Consider the following 19,389-nt stretch of genomic DNA (forward strand, 5'->3'; position numbering starts at 1 on the left):
GTGCGGCGCAGCGTTCGCATGGGGCGAGGTGCTCCTCGACCCGGGGCCAATGCCGCTGCCGCACGGAGTCGCGCAGGTAAGCGCTGAGTTTCGAAGCGTACTTACCGCACTCCCGCTCCCGCTCCTCCCTCCCGGGCGCGCTGTCAGTTCGGCATCAGGCTGCTCCGCCGGCGGGTCGATGCCGCTCCAGGATCCCCGCGCCTTGGCCTCGGTCTTCCTGCCATTACCGTCCGCTCCTGCTCCATAGCCCGAACCTTGGCCAGCGCTACTTGGTCATTGAGGTGTGGGTCGGGAGCGGGGCCGGGGCGGTCGTGCAGGTGCGGGTGGGGATCGGGACCGGCACGGTTGTTGAGGTGTGGGTGGGAAGGGGGAGCGGGGCGGTCGTGCAGGTGCGGGTCGGAATGGGGACCGGGGCGGTCGTGGAGGTGGGTTGGTGATGAGGAACGGTGGGCCCGCCTTGAGCGAAAGCGCTCGGCAGGACTTCCAGCCCGACGCCGAGCCCGGCGATCGTCAGCGCCGAGCCGGTGGCCATCCAGACCGTCCGAGCACGCCGACGGGCACGGACCCCAGCTTGCAGCCGCTGCCGGTGCTGGTCCTCAAAGGGGGTATTTGCCTGGGTATCGCGCATCATCCGCGCGAGTTCGTGTTCGAAGTCTTCCATGATGTCTCCTTTCACTTCACCGGCTCGATGGCGTCACCGAGGAGCTGGCGCAACCGCGCCACGCCCCGTGACGTAAGGGACCGGGCGGTGCCCACCGGACACCCCAGCGCCTCGGCAACCTGCACCTCGGACAGGTCCTGGTAATGGCGCAGCACCACCGCGGCGCGCTGCCGCACCGGCAGCAATGCCAGCGCGGCCTCCAACCGGGTTCGTTCCTCCACGGCAGCGGCCACATCGCCGGCCTCGGGAAGCTCCGGCAACCGTTCCACCGGACGCTCGCCCCACCAGCGACGTCGCGCCGAGCGAGCCGCCGCACGTGCCAGCACCCGGCGCACATACGCCTCCGGCGCCTGCTCGGCCACCCTCGGCCACGCAAACCACAGCTTGACCAGCGCCTCCTGCAGCAGATCCTCGGCCCGATGCCGATCTCCACCGGTGAGCAGATGCGCCAGGTGAAGCAGTGCCGACCAACGAGCCGCGACGAACCGGTCGAACGCATCGGCCCGCAACTGCCCCATCAACGCCATCCCTCGCCTCGATCACTCGCCTACGCCCTTACAAAGGCACTGGCCCACGTCCCGCTATGCAGTTCCCGAGCGTGAGCTGGCTCACATGCCCATCTCAGCCCCGTGCGTAACTCCCACACCGAAGCGCACATCCCGTGGGCGTTCATCACTCTCATGTCACGCCGTCTGTCCCGACCCCACCGGCAGATGACCCAGCTTCGGGGGCCTGCCAATTCAGAGGCGCTACTGACCTTGAATGGCTGGAGTTACAGCGAGTCGAGTACGACGCCGGTCTCAGCGATGAAGCCGTCGAGGGCGTTGCAGTGAGTCTGGGGAAGGCACCGTCGTGGCTGGGCCGCTACAGCTTCACCGCCTCCACACCGCAAGAGGGGCTACGGCTGTTGCGGGATCCGAACTCGGTCGAGCTCGACGAAGAAGCCCCGCACAAGGACTGGGGCGCGCACGGCACGGTCACCGGTGATCTCGGCGACAGCGGAACCTACACCAACGACGTATCGAACTCCACGACTCCTTCCTCTCGTTGGCTTGCAGCCTCATCTGCTGGAGACGCGTCAAGAAGACCGGATCGTGATCGCGTTACGAGCTCACAGGAAAGGATTTGAGCGCGGCGGCGCACCGCCGCTACTGTCGTGGTGGACCGTGAAGTCGTCGTATGGAGGTGAGACCCGTGAACACAGTTACCCATGGGTGCTCCCTCAACCCGTCACGGTCCGGCGGCTGACGTTCGGTGTCGCCAGGAGCGCCTGAGATCGAGGCACTCCTGGAAGGAGACTCCGATGAACACGAAGCCTTTCACATCTGGCCTGAGCGAGAACGTGGTGATGATCACGCGCGTCGCGGACAGGCACTGGCATGCACTGCATGACGACCTGGTGGTCGGCCGCGGGCATGCGGAGCACCGGCCCGACGGACGCTTGTTCGTCAGCATCGACGCCTGGCACGACGCCACCTTCGACCGGCTCGCCGAGGCGATGCTGGCGGAACTGCCGGCGCCGCTGTACACGGTGGTCGACGAAGCCGACGTCGAGCTGACGGCTGGCTGGCGGCGGGCCGGTTTCACGATCCGGCGCCGCGAGTGGGAGTACATCGTGCCGACCGACCCGCGGGTCACAGGGCTCGACGAAGTGCTGCCACCTTCGGGCGTGACGATCGTGCCCGCCGGTCAGGCGGACGAGAGTCTGCTGCGGGCGGTGGACCGCGCGATCCGTGACGAGGTCGAGGCGACCGTCGGGTGGTGGCGGTCGATGCCCGCGGAGCTAATTCCCCGCCACGAAGGCGACACCATCGTCGACCCGTCGAAGTACGCGGTGGCCGCGGCGCCGGACGGCTACCTGGGTCTGATCCGGGCGGTGACGGTGAACCGGCCGCGCATCGGGCTGGTCGCGGTCCGGGCCGGCGAGCAGCGCCGCGGCATCGCGCGGGCGCTGCTGGCCCACGCGCTGGGGACGCTGCACCGCTCCGGGTTCGCCGCGGCCTGGACCGAAGTCCACGAGTCCAACCAAGCAGCCTCGGCGCTGTTCGAGGGCATCGGCGCCCGGCCGGCGAGCAGCAACCTGGAGCTGGTGCGATGACGAAGCACAAGAACGTCATCGAAGTCGAGGGCAAGGTGGTCGAGTGCCTGCGCAGCGCCATGTTCACCGTGGAGCTCGAGAACGGCCACCAGGTGCTCGCGCACATCAGCGGGAAGATCCGCAAGAACTACATCAAGATCATGCTGGAAGACCGGGTACTGGTGGAGCTCCCTCCGTACGACCTGACGCGCGGCCGGATCGTGTTCCGGTACCGGAACTAGCGGCGGTCGGCACCTTCCGCGGTAGCTGAGCCTGGGCCCCGGTCACGGCGTTTCCGTGACCGGGGCCCCGATGATGGCGCGCACAGCCGCGGCGGCCACCGATCCAGCCGCCGCCAGCAGGTCTGGCCCTGGCCAACCCCAGCTCCAAGGGCCGCAGTTGCCAGGCGATGTCGTTGTGCAGCACGTACAGGATGCCCTGAAGGCAAAGCCGGTCCGGCACCGGCCGCGGGCCAGGAGCCTTCTCGGGCCAGGGCGGCAGCAGCGGCTCGATCAGCGCCCACTAAGACAACATCACCCTACTGACCTTCAAAGGGTGGTGTCGGTCGTAGCGGCCGATGCCTCGCGATCCTCGCGGAATGCCGCGTGTATGAGGTACGCGCAGGGTGGTGGACTGACACCCGCCACGGACGACCGCCAGCTTCCACCGCAGCCGAAACCGAATCAGCTCGACCAGTGACTGAACCGCTCGGTGGGACACCATCCGCTATCGCCCATCACGTCGGACGGCTTGCCGATCGCAGCGCACCCCTTCCCGGTCGCGGAGGATCTGGGGTCGAGTCGCGCAGTGCCGCCAGGGGGTGTCGCCCGGCTCCGGAGGCAGTGACCAGACAGCTCCTGGCTGACGGCAGGTCAGGTAAGACTTGCGGAACCGCCCCGAGGGCCCCTGTTTCGGCGGTGTGTGCCGTGTCACGCACTCCAAAGGCTGTCTAAGTTGCCTGCATCACAGCGGAAATGTCCATTTAGCGTCCATGCTCCCAGCGGATACCGACTCCCGAAGTGGAACCCATCGGCAACCCCTTGGACGCGAAGTCCAAAGTGGCGCATGACACAGCAATCGTGACGTTCCTCCCCCCTGGAAGGTGCCCCATTATGGCCGCTTACCTCTGCCCTCCTGCCGTGATACACGGCGAGCACGCCGTGGAGACAAGCCAGATCGTGGCGGAGGTGCGCGACCGGCATCCGCATGCGGCGTGGGCGCCGCGGATCGACGGCATCGCGGCCAGCACGGGCATCGAGACACGCGGGTGGATGCTGCCGCTGGAGGCCGCCGTCGCGCCCGGCATCGGCAGCGGCCTGCGGGCTGTCGGCATCGGGTCGGCCCAAGAGGCATTGGCGCGCGACGGGTTCACCCAGCAGGACGTGGACCGCGTGATCGCCGCTCTTGAGGCGATACCCGCGCCGCAGACCGTCCAGGAGCGCACCGCGCCGGCCTGGGAGGCCGTGCAGTCCTACGGGGAGCGTGCCGCGCGTGGGGCCCTGCAGATCGCCGGGCTGGACGCCGCAGACATCGACTGCCTCATCACCAGTCACTCCACCACCCCGGCGCTGCCGGGTCTCGACATCGCCCTGGCCAACAAGCTTCCGCTCCGCAATGACGTCATGCTGCTGCCGGCCACGCAGTGGGCCTGTATAGCGGGGACCCGCTCCCTGGCACTGGCGGCGGATCTCGTGGCCGCGGACCCCGACCGGGTGGTCCTGGTCGTGATCGCGGAGGCGCTGAGCACGACCTACCAGCCCGCGGACGACTCCCTGGAGTCCCTGATCGTCCGGTTGCTGTTTGCTGACACCGCGGTCGCCGCGGTGGTCACGGGCCGCCCGAGGCGCGAGTCGGCGCTGCGGCTGAACGCCGCATGGCACCACACCCTGCCCGGCACCCAGGACCTGCACCGCCTGGAGACACGGGCGGACGGCACCCACTTCGTGATGGACCGGCGCGGGCCGCGCGCCGTACAGGAGACAGTCACCGCGATGTGGGAGTGGCTGCGCGTCCGCTACCAGGACGACCCCGGCTCCTGGCACCCCGACGTGCTGCTGGCGCACCCCGGCGGGACCCGGGTGCTGGAGTACATGGAGCAGACGATGCCCGACGCGTGGCCGTCGGGACTGCTGGACTACAGCCGGGAGAGCTACACCAGCGGCAACCGCGGAGGCGCCGCCGTGTTCGACATCCTGCGGCGGGCGCACGACGCCGGGCAGAAGCCGGGCAATCGCGCCGTCCTGTACGCGGCGGCACCAGGCCTCACCGCCACCGCCCTGGAAGGGCAGTGGCTATAGTCCGAGCCCGCGCACCCCTACCGGCAACGGGCCGTCCGTATCACCGGTCACGCCACCGGTACCGCTGAGGGCACCGTCCGTACCGTCGGTGGCGCCGGATGACGCGTACGCCGCCCGTACCTCGCCGCGCTCCCCTACGCCGGCCGCTCCCCCGCCTCGCAGCCGCGTCACCTCGCGACTTCCGCCCAGACCACCTTGCCGGTGTCCGTCCACCGCACCCCCCACCGGGTGGTGAGCCTGTGCACGATGTGCAGGCCACGACCGCCGTCGTCGAGGAGGCCGCCGCGGCTCAGACGTGGCCTGCCGTTGCCTGTGTCGCCCACCTCACACCGCAGGCCGTGACCGGCCCTGATCAGCCGTACCGTGATGGGACCGGCGGCGAAGCGCACCGCGTTCGTGACCAGCTCGCTGACCAGCAGCAGCGCGTTGTCCCGGGTGCCGCCCCTGGGGCGCCATTGCCGCAGCAGCGCGGAGACCTGCGCGCGGGCAAGGGCGGGGGCGTCGTCGCGGGCGGGCAGCCGCCAGGTCGCGGTGTCCCCTTTGCGGTAGCCGATCATCCGCGCCAGCAGCAGGGTCACATCGTCGCGCCGGCGCACGGGCGCCAGCGCGGAGACGACGTGCCGTGCGGCCTGCGGCAGGGCGTCCCAGGGATGCACCCTGGACACGGCGTCAGCCAGCCTGCCAATGCCCTCGTCGATCGACACGGCCGGATCCTCCACCAGGCCGTCGGTGTAGAGGGCGAGCAGGGAGCCTGGGGATGCGCCGAACGTGTGCACGTCGAACGGCTCCCGCAGCGCGAACTCGGCGCCCAGGCCGGGGTGAGGGCGGACCGCGAGCGGGCCCGCGTGCCCGTCTGGGGGGACCAGGACCGGGGGGAGGTGGCCGGCGCTGGACAGCGCCACATGGTGGCTGACCGGGTCGTAGATGGCGATGCAGCAGGTCGACCCGAGGGCGCTGTAGCCGGCCGCCAGCCCGGACTCCGAGTCGTCCAGCAGCGTCACGGTTTCGTCCAGGTGCTCCAGTACCTCGTCGGGCGCGAGCCCCGCGGACAGCAGCGCGCGGGCCTCCATGCTCAGCTGGCCCATGGTTGCCGCGGCTCCCAGCCCGTGCCCGACGACGTCACCGACCACCAGCGCGGTACGGCCGTCAGGGAGCGGAAAGCTGTTCACCCAGTCGCCGCCGACGCCCGCGCTGTCGGGCGTGGCGGGCTGGTAGACGCTGGCGATCTCGATGGTGTCGCCGCCGGTCCGGGGCAGCAGCCGGCGCTGCAACGCCAGCACCTGCGTGTGCTCGCGCTGGTGCTGACGGGCCAGGTCGACGTGATGGGCGGTCCTGGCAACCAGTTCCTGCAGGTCGAACAGCTCGCTGTCGCGGAAGGGGCAGTCCGCCCGCCGCCAGACCTCCGCCACGCCCAGCACGACGGGCGGCGCGCCGTCCAAGACCAGCGGTATACACGCCACGCCCGCCGACCGGTCGCCGGGCACCAGGGCACGCATCACTCGCGGACTGCCGAGTACCCGCTCGGCCGCCTCCCGGTCGGGTATGACGATGGCCTGCGGGGCGTCGTCCCGCCGTACCGCCTGCGCCAGCAGGCGACTCGCGTCGCTGGGAAGATCATCGCCCGGAGTCACGTAGCCCTCGGGCCACGCCCGGTCCGGCACCAGAGCCGCCCGCCGTAGCCGGATGCACCCCTGCCCCTGCCCAGTGACTCCCTCGCCCGTCCACACAGCGAAGTCGAGGTCGACGGCGGCCACGTCGCCCCAGGCCAGGAGGGACTGCGCCAGCGATTGCGCGGTGTCGCCGATGTCCAGCGAGGTGCCGATCGCGGTCTCGGCGGCGTACAGGTGCAGCCTCCTGGCCATGGCGATCACGGAGACGGTCAGGCCCTCCCCAGGCACCGCGGCGGGCAGGATGCTCATCGAGACCACCAGCTCCGACCCGTCGCCGCGCCGCAGGCGCTGGATCCGGGCGACGTGCGCCTCACCGCTCTCCAGCACCTGCCGCAACCGCCGTGTGACCGTCGGTACGTCCCCGGGGGGCAGGAGATCGACGAAGGGACTCCCGGCCACGGCGTCCAGACCCGCGAAGACGGGGGCATCCAGATTGCAGCGGGTGATTCTCAGATCCCTGTCCAGGTTGACCGCGCCGAGGATCTGATCCTGACGGCTGGCTGCCGGGCTGTCGGGTACGCGTTGGGGGGTGGTGCGGTCGCCCTGCACGTCGGCAGGACCGGCGGCCGCTGCCGCTCCGCCGCGCGGGATGTAGCGTCCCAGGGCGCTGCTGACCAGGTCGAACGCCGAAGACGACGAGGGAGAGGGTGTGGAGTCCATGCGGCTCTCTCAGCAATCCCCGGCACAGCGCCGGGGCCGTACTCGGACCCGTGCGACGGGGCCCCGAGATCCCTGACCGCACACCTCATTGAATAACACCGGGGGCCGCCTTGCCCACACCGGCGGATCGCGCGGCGAACGCGGACAGTGAGGGAATGCCGCGGCCAGTGGGGCCGTGCTCACCTTGCCGGGGGCCGTCGCCCGCCAGGCTGCGACGACCGCCGCAGGACCACGGGGCGCCGGTGCCGCCGGCTCTGTTGAGGTCCAGGCACGTGTGCCGGACGATCGGTGCCGTGACGTGGTGATCTACCCTCGCGTACCCCGCGTACCCCGCGTACCCCGCGTACCCCGCGTACCCCGCGTACCCCTCGCGCCGCCCCCGGCGCGTTCGCCTGACTCCCTGAGCGGGACCGAGGGCAGTGCGAGACGGTAACGGTGCGGACGTCCTACGTTCCCGCCTGCTCGGAACAGGACGCTGTCTTCATCCCGAAGACGCCGGTGCCCAGTCCGGTCGCGAAGATCATCGAGGACGGCCTCCAAGTCCACGACGGCTTCGCCGGCGGACCGCTCGCCGAAGCAGCGCTGCGCCGCACCACTGAGGCTGTGCGGCGGCTCGACCGGCTTCAAGAAGATCCGGCCGCACCGACGGACGCCCAGCCGCGCAATGAGGTGCGTCGTGTCGGCGGTCTTCGAAAGCTGACCCGGTGCTCGACTCCGAAGACGGAGCCCCCCTACGTGAGTTGGCGTTGATCATTCCCCCGGTGTTGGCCGCGGGGACCAGTTGCTCCCCGGACGGCAGTTGCGCGAGGAAGCTCAACCGGACCCGACGGTCTGTGTTATTCGTGTTCGTATCCGCGAAACACCGTACTCGGCCCGGTCGTTCGGGTAAGGCTGGGATCACCGGTCACGTGTACGTCAATGACCTGGGTGCGGGCTCTGAGCTCCGACGAGGCCAGCGGGCGAGATACGGGTGCTCTGGGCAATTGTCCCGCGACCACCATCATCACGGCAGTGGACAGGCGAGGCTTCCCCTCGCCGTCACGGCAGTACTTGTGATGTCAAGACGGCGCCCCAATCAGACATCCGCGTGGACAAGAAGTGACTCGGGCCGCGTGGCCGCAAGTGCCACATGCTGGGCAGATGGACTGGCCAGTGCGGTCTGGAGGCCAGCACGGGACCGCCAGGGGATCGGGGAGGACGCGTCGGCAGGCACGGTCTTCCACTCGGATCACGGGGCGTCGAGAACGCCATGATCTTCGAAGTCCGTGCGCGGGCTGGCCCCAGCTCCGGTGACGCGCAGCGCGCACCTGCGCGAGCTGCCTGGCCTCCCTCGACGAACAGCGCTGTGGGCAGGTCGGACAACGCCTGGATCCGTACCTAACCGAGTGCCGGAGGGTGCTCGGCTGGACGGCGTCCCCAGGCCGAGATCAGCGGCGCGAGTGTGAGGTCGAGTTTGCCCGCGTGGATGGCGGCCAGGTGCGCGTCGATCTCGGCGTCGTCGGCCAGGCCGGCCGCGAGCAGCTCGCCGCGCACGTGCCGGATGGTCGCCGCCTCCAGCCGGTCGCAGGCCAGCCCGCCGACCGGGAAAGAGCCCGCCGCGGCGACATCTACCAAGCCGGCCTCACGCAATGCCCGCGGCAGTGTCCGGCCGTAGCGCAGGTCCGCGCCGCGGCGCGTCAGCAGCTCCCGGACCGCGTCGCGCAGCCAGTTGGCCCGCCGCTGCGCAGGGCCGCTGTCGTCCAGGCATGCCAGTGGCTGCAGAGCGGTATCGGCGTCCTCGACCAGCAGCCAGCCGCCGGGCCGTAGTGCTGCCGCCATCGTGGCCAACGCGCGAGCCCGGTCGGGTACATGGACCAGCACGAGCCGGGCGTGCACCAGATCGAACGTCCCCGGCTCCGGGGGCGGATCAGCGGCGACGTCGTGCTGGCGCACCTCGTACCCGTCGCCTGCCGTCAGCCACGACGGGTCGATGTCCGTGGCCAGCACGTGCCCAGTCGGACCGACGGCCGCCGCGAGCGCCTCCGGGATACCGGGGCCACCGGCCCCCACTTCCCAGCAGCGCGAGCCGGCCCTGACCCCCAGTCGATCGAAGTGCCCGCGCGTCACACCGTCGAACAGCTCGGCCAGCCAAACGAATCGCTCGCCCGCCTCGGGCCGCGCGTTGTCCAGCAGATACCCGCGGGCGGGAGCGGACTCTCCACCGAGCGCGGTAGTCCCGCCTATCGGATCCGGTCGGCCACCGACGTGCGGCGGGCGGGGCGAGGAGGTCATGACTACATGGTCAACCTTCCCAGGCCACCAGCGCCACGACGACGGGAGAGGAATGTCTCACACAGCCGGCGAACCCCGCACGTCCTACAGCACGGTTCTGCACCGTGACGCGCCGGAAGGGGTCCATGCATTCGGCCCCCACAATCAGCGCACCAGGCGCGGGACAGCGCGCTGACCGGACTGTCGGCTATGGCGGGTTCGACGTCGTACCGGACTCCTTCGGTCACGACGTAACGTCGGGGCCAGCGGATCCAGCAGATGCACGTCCCCGTTCGTGACGGGTGGTACCTCTTCTCCGGTTCGGGATCCGGGGCCGAGACCACACACCGACACTGAGCTCTTTCAGCCTGGCCACTGATCGGGTGACGGCGGCATGGGGCGCAACGCACGAGGCTCCCGTGCCGTTGAGGTCCAGATGCACAAGCAGCTCACCGTCCAGGAGTCCCGCCACAAGCTCGCCCGCGACATCTGCCACGGCAAGATCAATGTCCTGGGCAGCTACAGCTTCACCGCCTCCGTCCCGCGCGAACGGGCTGCGGCCGCTGCGCGACCCGGACGCCGTCGACCTCGGCGATGACGACGGGGAGCGAAGACCGTTCGCTGTCACTGACCGGCCGCTCGGGGTCTCGCGCCCCACCGGCTGGCGTTACGGCTGCGCATGCCGGTCCTGCCCGCCGCCATCGGGTTGTCGGCGACCGGCCCCCGGAGGGCGTCGATGGTCCGCCGCGACGGACGCGACGGACGCGACGGACGCGACGGACGCGACGGCATCATCATCGCCGACCAAGGCGGATGGGCCCGCCACTCCCGCAGCATGCACGGCTACCTGCAGATCGAGGACGGATGGGACGACAACAGCTCCGCCGACCTCGTCTGACCACGGCAGCAACCAGCCTGGAGGAATCTTGAGCACGACCGAGCGCCGTATCCCGGTAACCGTCGTCGGGCAAGCTCAGGGTCGCGACAATTGTGCAGAGGTGGGGTGGTTCGCCGGGTCGTGGTGGAAGTGGCCGCGGGTGAGGAAGTCTTGGAGCTCGCGGTGGCGGAACTGGTAGGCGATCCCGGCGGTGCGCGTCAGACCCACGTCGCAGCACCAGTCGAGGAAACGGCCGAGGCGCCAGGGCAGTGGTTGGTTGGACCACCAGGGGCGGGTGCAGAGGAGGAACGCCATGTAGCGGACACCTGCGGCGCCGAGGGCTGGGCCGGCGCCGGTCCTGAACAGGGGTCCGAACGCACGCCAGGGCCTGAACAGCGAGTCGAGCGCGCCCCGGTAACCGCATCTGAACAGGCGGTGGTAGAGGATTGCGAGCGCACGCCCGCCGCCGAAACCGAACAGAAGCATGTAGATGAGTACTGCCCCGAGCGCGAGTACGGGGCTCAGGGCGAACCAATAGAAAGGGACGAACCCGAGCCCGACCACGAGGCCGGTCGCGAACCCGGTCACGAGGTCGTCCCGCACCACGCCGCGCGGCGACGCGTTTCCGTGTGATCTGCGAACTTCGGGTGCGTCCGAGAGCACGCCCGCCAGCCCGACTCCGACCATCGCTCCACCAGCGAGCCCTACCACCAATCCGTATACGAGCCCGATCACCAGCCCGACCACATTCCCCGTCTCGACCACGACTACGAGCACTCCCCAAAAGAGCCCACCCACCAGCCCGTTCACGAACTGGCGTCTTCCGGTAGGGGTTCTGGCAGTTACTCGTTCCAGCCGAGACGGTACGGGCCAGGGAGGGATTCCTACGAGAAGACCGCCCGCCGCCATGAGTGTCACGTTCGTTGCATACACGTTCCAGCTGTCGAGCAGGGCGGCAGGCAGGTCAGCGGTGGCCCACACCGCGATGGTCAGTAGGGCGTGGACGGTGCGGGCGCGGCGGTGGCCGGTGAGCGGCCACAGTTCATGGAGTACGAGGTCGGTGCCTGATAGACGCCGTCCGGCCACTTCGCCGGCGCTCGTGGTGTTGGTCTGAAGGTAGCGGGCGAGGACCGTCAGCCAGGTGCGTACCTGACGCCGGGTGTAGGGCGCTGTCGTGCCGCCTGTCGAGGAAGCGGTGAGGACGTACAGATTCAGCAGGTGGTCCCGGATCTGCTCGGGGGTCTGCAGGGTGGGCCTGAGGAGGTCCACGGGATCACGGACCCAACTGCCGTCGGGGCGACGTTCGTCGTAGACGGCGAGGGCCACGGTCAGCCGCCAGGGTGTGGACAGGCCCCGAGCCAGTGGACTGGCCGGGGCGGCGTGGAGTGCGTTCAGGACGGGTTCCCAGCGGGCCGGGTTGATGGCGCGGGCCGTGACGAACGCCTCGGTCGCGGCCAGGCTGACGGGGGCGATATCGATACGGGAGGCGTCCTGGGCCCACAGATCCGCATCTCCAAGAGCGACGTAGGGGGTGCTGCGGCAGGTAAGGACAAGCTGGCCCTTGGTGATGCCGTGGAGGTAGGTGTTCATAGCCTCCAAAGCGGCGGCAGCGCGGGAGCCGTGCCCGGGAGTCTCACTGGCATCCATTTCGTCGAGCCCGTCAAGCACAGGGAGGACCAGTCGGGCGGCGACGAGGGCGGCTGCTGCGGTGGGGCGTAGCCGGTAGGTACGGGCGAGATGCTCGGCGAGCCAGTCCTCGAGCTTGTTCCGGCTGGGGTCGAAGGTGGACAACGACAGGCGTACAGGAACGGGCCCGCCCGCCGCCCGGTCAGCGAGGAGGAGCAGCATGAGATGGAGGGCAAGTACGGTCTTGCCGGCTCCGGGCGCGCCGGTGATAACGAGGCGGCCGGGCCGCAGAGCACGGTAGTAGGTAGCGGCTTCCTCCAACGTGCCGTGGGGTGCTGCGCCTGTGGCGTGGTGGGCGGGGGAGGGTAGGAAGGTGAACTCGACGTTGATGGTGCGGTCGCTGCCGCCGAGGAGTCTCTGCCGGGCTTCCTCTTCGCGTTTCCTGATGTCGACGGCGAGGCGGTCGGCGAGTCCGGCGGTGTCGGTGTCCTGCCAGGCCTGGGAGCGCGTCGCCTGGTGCAGGCCCACTATCGCCAGCAGCAGGCTGACCAGCCCGACCGCCAACCCGCCTGGGTCCACCTCCCCGGTTCCCGCCCGAACAGCTATGGTGACCGCCACCCCCACGGCCACCACCGTCAGCGACAGCCATCTCCACCACGTGTGACGTTCCGCCCCCATGTGCCCATCCTCACCAATGGCTTCGTTGTCCAGGAAACTGAACACCGCAACGGTGTTCACGGGGCCGTTGTTACCGGCGCCCCAACCCCCTCGGGGCACCTGACCCCGAGAAGGTCCACCTTTTCCTGCATCGGATATGGCTTGGCTTGGACACTCGCATCCTGGCGGCTCAGGGGCACCTTTTTACTAACTCTGCATCAGATTGTCCGGCTCAGCTGAATACACGAGGTGAGCTTCCCAGCAGGCCACCGCAGCAACCTCTCATCGCATGAAGCAGATCCCAGGGTTTCTCGTCCTCGTTCGGGGAATTCAGGGTTCGCCCTGGTCACCTGCTGCGTGAGCGGAATCGAAAAGCGGCGGCCACGGCAAGGGTGCCCAAGACAACAGTTCCCGTAACCAGCGGGATCAGACTCGTGATGCCCTCGCTGCCAGTCGTAGCCAGGCGGCCAGAGGGGCCGGCCGAGCCTTCCGTGGTCGCCCCCGCCCTCGCACCTTCGCTCAGGTTCTGCGACCCAGTGGTGCCGGAGGTGGCCGAATCAGGCATCTTGGACGGGGCCGGGCCGGTCGTCGTTCTCGTCCCAGTGATGTGGGGCAATGCCACGACGTTGTTCTGCCCACTGTCCAGCCTGCACGGCACGTCGAGTTCGATGGTCATGCCGCCACTCGCGGTGACGTGCACGATGAGATCACCGACGGTGATCTTCGCCCTGCCCGGTTGGCTGAAGGTGAGCCTCGGCGCGACGCCGGTCATCTTGACCAAGAACGGTCCGGACCCCGGGACGTTGGTCCTGGCCACGTGGAACGGCACTCTGAGGTTGGTGTCGCCCTCCGGCGCTGTCACGCGGACCTTCGCTTCCACTGTGCCCTTGATGGACTTGATACCGGCCCTGCGCAGCCCCCTCGTGTCAGCCGCGTTCACCGGCACCGCCGCACGGATGACGAATTTCGGCGTGGGCTTGCCGACCGCGGCCGACTTCGGGACGTCCGAGTCAATCTTCACCGTGCCCGGCCGGTCGTGGATCACCGGAACTGAGCATACGTACCGCAGTTTGAGCGATACCGGGTCCGCGGCTGCGGGTCCGGCTCCGAAAACTCCCACGCTTGCGCCCGCAACCCCTACAGCCATCGTCAGGCCCAAGGCTCTTCGAGCCACTGGACCGCTCAGGACGGCACGGGACGTCCTGTGCCGCTCACGCAGGTTCTGGATCAGCTTGTCACTTGCCATCTTGATCCTCAGTCAGGTACTTGCGTCTCTGGAGAGGGCCCATGGGTCCCTCCCCCAGGCGGGACGGTCGCGGGGCCGTCCCACCTCAGGGACCGGGACCCGCCTTGCCCCGGCGCACAGCGGATCCTGTGACCGACCGTAGGACTGGATCGCGCGACGGGAATTGCGCGTGCGCGTAAAGAAGTTGTCACAGTGCGCAACGCTCGATGCCGTGAGCGTGAGAATACGATTCTGGATACGCACAGTACGAAGAGGCTGCGGCGAAGGGTGTCTTCGATGGCCTTGGGAACCTACGTGGTGGATTCGTCGACAACCCAGGACGTGACGTCGCGTGAGCGCACCGACTTCTGGAGCGAGCACGTGACGTCGTATCAAGGCCAGATGGGCTACACCTACCCGCGCACCGACGACTTTCATGCGGGAACGATCCGCCAGTGCACGGCCACCTATCAGCTCGTCATGTTCTGGTCGGACACGATCAAGTACACCCGGACCGCAGGCCAGGTGCGGCACGCCCCGGACGAGGACTACCGCTTGCTGCTACCGGTCGCCGGGGAGCTGGTGCTGCGGCAGGACGACCAGGAGGTACGGCTGGCGCCGGAGGCCGGATGTCTGCTCACGCTCGCCGCACCGTTCGAGATCCTGCAGGAGGCCTCCATGCGGGCGCTCATCCTGTCGATCCCCGCTCAGGAGGTGAACGGGCGATTGAACCGGTCGTCGCCGCTCACCGCAGGCCTCGACCTGACCTCCGGCCTGGGCCGGGTGGTGGGCGACATGCTGACCGGTCTGCACAAGGAGCGCGACTCCCTCACCAGCGGCCAGTTTGACGCGGTGTCGGACCGGCTGGTCGAGCTGCTGTGCATGCTCGCCGCAGGCGACGACCGCCCCACCGCCCCGGGCCATCTGAACGATGTGGAGACGGTGGTCCGCCGGTACATCCGCGAGCACGCGGCCGACCCTGACATGACCGGCGCCACCATGGCGCAGGCGCTGGGCTGGTCGCTGCGCCAGGTGCAGCTGGCCCTGCAGCATGCCGGGACGACCCCCCGCGAGCTGATCCGCGAGGAGCGGCTGCGGTTGGTACGGGACCGGCTGCGGTCACCCGCGTACCGGCATATGACGATCACCGAGCTGGCGTACGCGTCAGGATTCTCCTCCTCGAGCGCGCTCAGCACGGCATTCCGGCAGCGCTTCGGGGTATGCCCCCGCGAGATGCGGCACACGGGCCCCCAGTCCGTCCGCAATACGCGCCGGAGTTGATTGACGGCCGCCCGCCTTCTGCTCGAACCGGTCGCGGCAGTAGTGCGCTGTTCAGCGTTGTCTCTCCAGGGTGAGGACGGCTCTTGCGACTCGGGACTGCCCGCGGAGCTACGCCGTGAGCTGACCGCCGCCACTCAGCAGGCGAAGGCTGACCCTGGCAAGGGCGTGTGGAACACGACGAGCGGCTCGCTGGGCGACGTAACCCTCACCGGGGCGAAGATCATCGGGATGTCCTCGATCACCGATGACGCGGTGATCCTTCCGAAGCTGTTCCGTCGGCTGAAGGAGTACCTGTCGCTCGGCAACACGTCGCCGGCCTGCCTGCCCGCGTACCTGGGCGGGGCCGCGGACAAGTTCCGCATCCGGTCGGCCACCCCGTCCCGCCTCCTGACAGGCCTCCACAACGTCGTCGAGATCACCGACAGCGAGACCGTGAAGATGACCCATCCCTCCGAAGACCTCCTCTTTGACGAGAAGTGAGCAGCGCGGAAGCCCCGTTCCGTCTCGTGTCACCCCGCGCGGACGCGTGGGGGAAGGCCGGCTCCGGCGGCCATGACCTGCATGACTCAGCTCACTGGGGTCGAGGGCCGGAGTGCAAGACAACGAACAGCCCCCGCGCGCGGGTGCCATCCGGCATGTGCCAGGAGCCGGCGACGTGGCCCGTGACTTCCGGCGGAAGCAGTGGCGCGTTGCCCGGGGCGGGGCGCAGGACCCGGTACAAGCGGAGGGCGGTACCTCGCGGTGTAGGCAGCTCAGTGCCCTCTTGGTCATCGGTGGCAGTGGTAGTGAAGTCCGTGGGGGCGAGGCCGTCACCGATGTAGGAGCGGGTGACTTCCCGGTCCGGGGCATCGCTGGTGTTTTGGTCCTGAGCCTGGACCCGGCCCTCGATCAGAGCCAGCAACTGGGCGACCAGCACCGGGTCGTGGCAGCCGTCGTAAGCCCAGCGCCGCCCCAACACGCCGTGCTCCATGGTGCCGACGAGGGCGTGCTCTGCCCCGTCGAGCGGGGCACCGCGATAGGTGAGCGGCACCAGGTAGTTGGCCGGGTGAGTGCCGGAGGTGTCGGTGACCACCATGAACTCGATCCCGACCTCACCCTGCGGATCGTCCAGCCGGAAGCCGCCGGCCTTGGCCAATTCTGGTTCGCCCGCGCCGCCGGTGTACCAGGGGGTGGAGGGTAGCCAGGAGGTGAGCAGTTCCAGCTTGGTCGGCTTGAGAGCGGTGTGGTGGATGACGGCCATGGCGAGGATTCTCTTCCGTTGAGCAGGTACGACCTTTGCATCTTCCCGTCAGCTGGCAGAGCGATTCTTCAGCCGACAGGATCCACGAGACCGGCCGTAGCTGCGAATCGTTAACATCAACTGGTCGATGCCGTGGGCCATCTACCAGCGCAGATGAGGCTGAGGGCGGGGCCGGAGGACCAGTCGACGTGGGCGGCGCGGCAGGCCAGGACGACAGGGCACCGGACTGGATTCCGGCGCGCTCAGCGTTCGTAGATGGCATCGATCACCCGGGCGTAGGCCGCCTCAATCGCGCTGCGCTTGATCTTGCGCGAGGGCGTCATCAGGCCGTTCTCCTCGGTGAAGGGGGTGAGCAGGATGCGGTGGGCCCGGATGGACTCGGCCTTCGAGACCAGGGTGTTGGCGGCGCTGATCGCCCTGCGGATCTCGGCTTTCAGGTCCGGGTCACGCACCATGTCCGGATCCGGGTATTCGATGTCGAACTGCGGCTTGCCGCGCAGGGACAGCCACTGCTCCAGCGCCTGCAGGTCCAGGGTTACCAGGGCTGCCACGAACGGCCGGTCGTTGCCGACGACGATGCAGTGCTCGATGAGCGGGTGTTCCCGTACGCGCTCTTCGAGGATCGCGGGCGACAGGTTCTTGCCGCTGGCGGTGACGATGAGCTCCTTCTTGCGGCCGGTGATGGTGAGGTAGCCGTCCTCGTCGAGGGAGCCGAGATCGCCCGTGGCCAGCCAACCGTCCTTCAGGGCCTGCGCCGTGGCCTCTGAGTCGCCCAGGTAGCCGGAGAAGATGGTGTCCCCGCGCAGCATGATCTCGCCGTCGTCGCCCAAGCGAAGGCTCATGCCGGGGACGGGACGGCCAACGGTGCCGAAGCGGACCTCGCCTGGCGGGTTGGCGGTCGCGGCGGCGGTGGACTCGGTGAGGCCATAGCCTTCGTAGATGGTCACCCCCGCTCCCTCGAAGAACAGTCCGAGCCTGCGGCCCATCGTGGAGCCACCGCTCACGGCGTTCTGCACCCGGCCGCCCATCGCCTCGCGCACCTTGCTGTAGACGAAGGTGTCGAAGACGAGGCGTTGCAGACGGAGCGCCAGGGAAGGTCCGGGTCCTTCGCCGAAGGCGCACCGCTCCCGTGCTTCCGCGTAGCGGACAGCGACGTCCACGGCCCGGTCGAATGCCGCGAGGTTCCCCTCCGTTTCGGCCTTGAAGCGGGCGGAGTTGAAGACCTTCTCGAAGACGTAGGGTACGGCGAGGACGAAGGTGGGCCGGAAGGCGGCGAAGTCCGGCAGCAGCGCCTGGGCCGACATGTCGGGCTGGTGGCCGAGACGCCCCCCGGCCCGGACGGCCCCGACCTGGATCATCCGCCCGAAGACATGGGCGAGGGGCAGGAAGAGGAGGGTGGACGGCTGGTCGCCGTTCGGAGGCTCAAAGATGGGGCGCCAGCGGGCGATGAGGTTGTCGCACTCGGCCATGAAATTGCCGTGCGTGAGGAGGCATCCCCGGGGCTGCCCTGTAGTGCCGGAGGTGTAGATGATGGTCGCGAGGGCGTCGGGTGTGACGGCGAGCCGGTGGCGGTGCACCACGTCGTCGCCGATCCGCTCGCCGTCCGCCGCCAGGCTGTCGACGGCGCCGGCGTCGAGCTGCCACACCAGGGTGAGCCAGGGGAGCCGGTCGATGACCGAGGCGAGGGTCATCGCATGGTCGTCGTGCTCGACGACGCAGCCCTGGGCGTGGGTGTCGTGCAGGATCCAGGCGAGCTGCTCGGCGGAGGCGGTGGGGTAGACGGGGACAGGCTCGGCGCCGATGCTCCACAAGGCGAAGTCGAAGAGCGTCCACTCGTACCGGGTGCGGGACATGATGGCCACCCGGTCGCCGAAGCGGATGCCCTGGGCGAGCAGCCCCTTGGCAAGGGCCAGTACCTCGTCCCGGAACTCGGTAGCGGTCACATCCCGCCACCGGCCGTCCACCTTGCGGCCGAAGAGCACCGTGTCCGGTGTCTTCTCGGCATGGTCGAAGACCGAATCGGCAAGGCCGCCGACACGGGGCTCTGTCTCCAGGGACGGCACGGTGATTTCGCGCACGCATGATCCTTGCGGGGGTGTACGGGGAGGGGGCGGCCGTAACGTACCGGTTCTCCCGGCGTCCGTGCCGTCCCCCACCGCAAGGGCAAAAATCAGACAACTATTCAGTTTGCTGTCCTGACCTGCTCTGCCATGGCCGCTCGATTGCCGCTGCCGCGCCACATCCCGCTAGCAGCCACCGCGACCTTCACCAAACCTCCTCGCGTAGCATCGCCGCGATGAAGCCCTTCACCGGTTCCAGCACGCTCTTGCGCGGCGGCGGCTTGCCCCGCTTCGCCGGCACCGGATGAACCAAAGCCTTCGCCACCGCATTCCGCGACACCTTGTACCGCTGAGCCAGGTTCCGCCCCGACACCGTTGGGCCCAGCCGACGGTCCCGGCGGATCCCCTCATGGATCCACTCACGCGACCTGCACACTTGGGTCTCTTGACACGACCCCCGAGCGGCGCCAGCGTTACCCCGGGCGGCTGCGCGTTGCAGATCGAACGGCGCTTGCGGGCGTCATGTACGTGCTGCGGACCGGTGTCGTGGCGCGTTGCACTTTCGCTTGCTCTGGTAACAGGCGGCGAGCTTCGACGGCAACGCTGCCCGTCAGCGACTTCGCCTGGGATGACGCACCGCACCGATAAGGGCGTCGCTGTAATCATCCCGGTAGACCGTTGGGTTCATCCCGGCGTCGGGCTGACTCCAGCATTACTGCGCACGGATTCCAGGACTTGGGGAACGGTTCGGCATCGGGCAACCGGCGGCGGCCAGGCGGAAGTCCACTGCTCAGGCTCCACGGGCGCC

The 19,389-nt window shown here is 68.9% G+C and carries 18 protein-coding genes; 9 read left to right on the plus strand and 9 right to left on the minus strand.

Features of this window, described 5'->3' with window-relative positions:
- Window positions 1-265 precede the first annotated feature (265 nt).
- Together ACZ55A_RS06720 and ACZ55A_RS06725 are read right to left on the minus strand one after the other, a co-directional pair.
- Window positions 266-661, minus strand: a complete 396-nt coding sequence (locus ACZ55A_RS06720) for a cellulase (RefSeq protein WP_468835327.1) — start codon at window positions 659-661, stop codon at window positions 266-268.
- A gap of 11 nt (window positions 662-672) precedes the next feature.
- Window positions 673-1,179 (minus strand): SigE family RNA polymerase sigma factor, encoded by a 507-nt coding sequence (locus tag ACZ55A_RS06725; protein WP_468835330.1) that lies wholly within the window; start codon window positions 1,177-1,179, stop codon window positions 673-675.
- 311 nt (window positions 1,180-1,490) lie between these two features.
- Between ACZ55A_RS06725 and ACZ55A_RS06730 the strand changes: the two genes are divergently transcribed.
- From ACZ55A_RS06730 to infA, 3 genes are all read left to right on the plus strand, one after another.
- Window positions 1,491-1,790 (plus strand): hypothetical protein, encoded by a 300-nt coding sequence (locus tag ACZ55A_RS06730; RefSeq protein WP_468835333.1) that lies wholly within the window; start codon window positions 1,491-1,493, stop codon window positions 1,788-1,790.
- A gap of 174 nt (window positions 1,791-1,964) precedes the next feature.
- A complete protein-coding gene (locus tag ACZ55A_RS06735) occupies window positions 1,965-2,759 on the plus strand; it encodes a GNAT family N-acetyltransferase (RefSeq protein WP_468835336.1) in 795 nt (264 codons plus the stop codon).
- Window positions 2,756-2,980 carry a translation initiation factor IF-1 gene (gene infA, locus ACZ55A_RS06740; RefSeq protein ID WP_069759925.1) on the plus strand — a complete coding sequence of 75 codons (225 nt, stop codon included), beginning with the start codon at window positions 2,756-2,758 and terminating at the stop codon, window positions 2,978-2,980. Before ACZ55A_RS06735 ends, infA begins: the two co-directional genes overlap by 4 nt.
- Here the strand turns inward: infA and ACZ55A_RS06745 are convergent.
- Entirely contained in the window at window positions 2,898-3,254 is a 357-nt protein-coding gene (locus ACZ55A_RS06745) for a transposase (protein ID WP_468836584.1), read from the minus strand. The genes infA and ACZ55A_RS06745 overlap by 83 nt on opposite strands.
- Window positions 3,255-3,850: 596 nt before the next feature.
- Here ACZ55A_RS06745 and ACZ55A_RS06750 point away from each other — a divergent pair.
- Window positions 3,851-5,035 (plus strand): beta-ketoacyl-[acyl-carrier-protein] synthase family protein, encoded by a 1,185-nt coding sequence (locus tag ACZ55A_RS06750; protein WP_468835339.1) that lies wholly within the window; start codon window positions 3,851-3,853, stop codon window positions 5,033-5,035.
- Window positions 5,036-5,202: 167 nt separating this feature from the next.
- On the opposite strand, the gene ACZ55A_RS06755 is transcribed toward ACZ55A_RS06750, so the two are convergent.
- A complete protein-coding gene (locus tag ACZ55A_RS06755; protein WP_468835342.1) occupies window positions 5,203-7,365 on the minus strand; it encodes an ATP-binding SpoIIE family protein phosphatase in 2,163 nt (720 codons plus the stop codon).
- A 498-nt stretch (window positions 7,366-7,863) separates the two neighbouring features.
- On the opposite strand from ACZ55A_RS06755, the gene ACZ55A_RS06760 reads away from it, so the two are divergent.
- Window positions 7,864-8,115 carry a hypothetical protein gene (locus ACZ55A_RS06760; protein ID WP_468835345.1) on the plus strand — a complete coding sequence of 84 codons (252 nt, stop codon included), beginning with the start codon at window positions 7,864-7,866 and terminating at the stop codon, window positions 8,113-8,115.
- 627 nt (window positions 8,116-8,742) lie between these two features.
- On the opposite strand, the gene ACZ55A_RS06765 is transcribed toward ACZ55A_RS06760, so the two are convergent.
- Window positions 8,743-9,636: a methyltransferase domain-containing protein gene (locus ACZ55A_RS06765; protein ID WP_468835347.1), complete on the minus strand. Its 894-nt coding sequence runs from the start codon at window positions 9,634-9,636 to the stop codon at window positions 8,743-8,745.
- A gap of 373 nt (window positions 9,637-10,009) precedes the next feature.
- On the opposite strand from ACZ55A_RS06765, the gene ACZ55A_RS06770 reads away from it, so the two are divergent.
- Together ACZ55A_RS06770 and ACZ55A_RS06775 are read left to right on the plus strand one after the other, a co-directional pair.
- The gene (locus ACZ55A_RS06770; protein WP_468836659.1) at window positions 10,010-10,213 is read left to right on the plus strand and encodes a hypothetical protein; all 204 of its coding nucleotides are present in this window, start codon (window positions 10,010-10,012) and stop codon (window positions 10,211-10,213) included.
- A gap of 81 nt (window positions 10,214-10,294) precedes the next feature.
- A complete protein-coding gene (locus ACZ55A_RS06775) occupies window positions 10,295-10,513 on the plus strand; it encodes a hypothetical protein (protein WP_468836662.1) in 219 nt (72 codons plus the stop codon).
- Window positions 10,514-10,588: 75 nt separating this feature from the next.
- Here the strand turns inward: ACZ55A_RS06775 and ACZ55A_RS06780 are convergent, their stop codons facing one another.
- Both ACZ55A_RS06780 and ACZ55A_RS06785 read right to left on the minus strand, forming a co-directional pair.
- A complete protein-coding gene (locus tag ACZ55A_RS06780) occupies window positions 10,589-12,856 on the minus strand; it encodes an NACHT domain-containing protein (protein WP_468835349.1) in 2,268 nt (755 codons plus the stop codon).
- A 265-nt stretch (window positions 12,857-13,121) separates the two neighbouring features.
- Window positions 13,122-14,021: a DUF6801 domain-containing protein gene (locus ACZ55A_RS06785; RefSeq protein ID WP_468835352.1), complete on the minus strand. Its 900-nt coding sequence runs from the start codon at window positions 14,019-14,021 to the stop codon at window positions 13,122-13,124.
- 276 nt (window positions 14,022-14,297) lie between these two features.
- On the opposite strand from ACZ55A_RS06785, the gene ACZ55A_RS06790 reads away from it, so the two are divergent.
- Both ACZ55A_RS06790 and ACZ55A_RS06795 read left to right on the plus strand, forming a co-directional pair.
- Window positions 14,298-15,281, plus strand: coding sequence for an AraC-like ligand-binding domain-containing protein (locus tag ACZ55A_RS06790; RefSeq protein WP_468835354.1), 984 nt, complete (start codon window positions 14,298-14,300; stop codon window positions 15,279-15,281).
- On the plus strand, window positions 15,282-15,761 hold the full coding sequence (locus ACZ55A_RS06795) for a hypothetical protein (protein ID WP_468835356.1): 480 nt from the start codon (window positions 15,282-15,284) through the stop codon (window positions 15,759-15,761).
- 91 nt (window positions 15,762-15,852) lie between these two features.
- Here the strand turns inward: ACZ55A_RS06795 and ACZ55A_RS06800 are convergent, their stop codons facing one another.
- The gene (locus ACZ55A_RS06800; protein ID WP_468835359.1) at window positions 15,853-16,521 is read right to left on the minus strand and encodes a maltokinase N-terminal cap-like domain-containing protein; all 669 of its coding nucleotides are present in this window, start codon (window positions 16,519-16,521) and stop codon (window positions 15,853-15,855) included.
- 242 nt (window positions 16,522-16,763) lie between these two features.
- Window positions 16,764-18,599, minus strand: coding sequence for an AMP-dependent synthetase/ligase (locus ACZ55A_RS06805; protein WP_468835362.1), 1,836 nt, complete (start codon window positions 18,597-18,599; stop codon window positions 16,764-16,766).
- Window positions 18,600-19,389: the final 790 nt, after the last annotated feature.

The organism is Streptomyces sp. NPDC034111, from assembly GCF_055575375.1.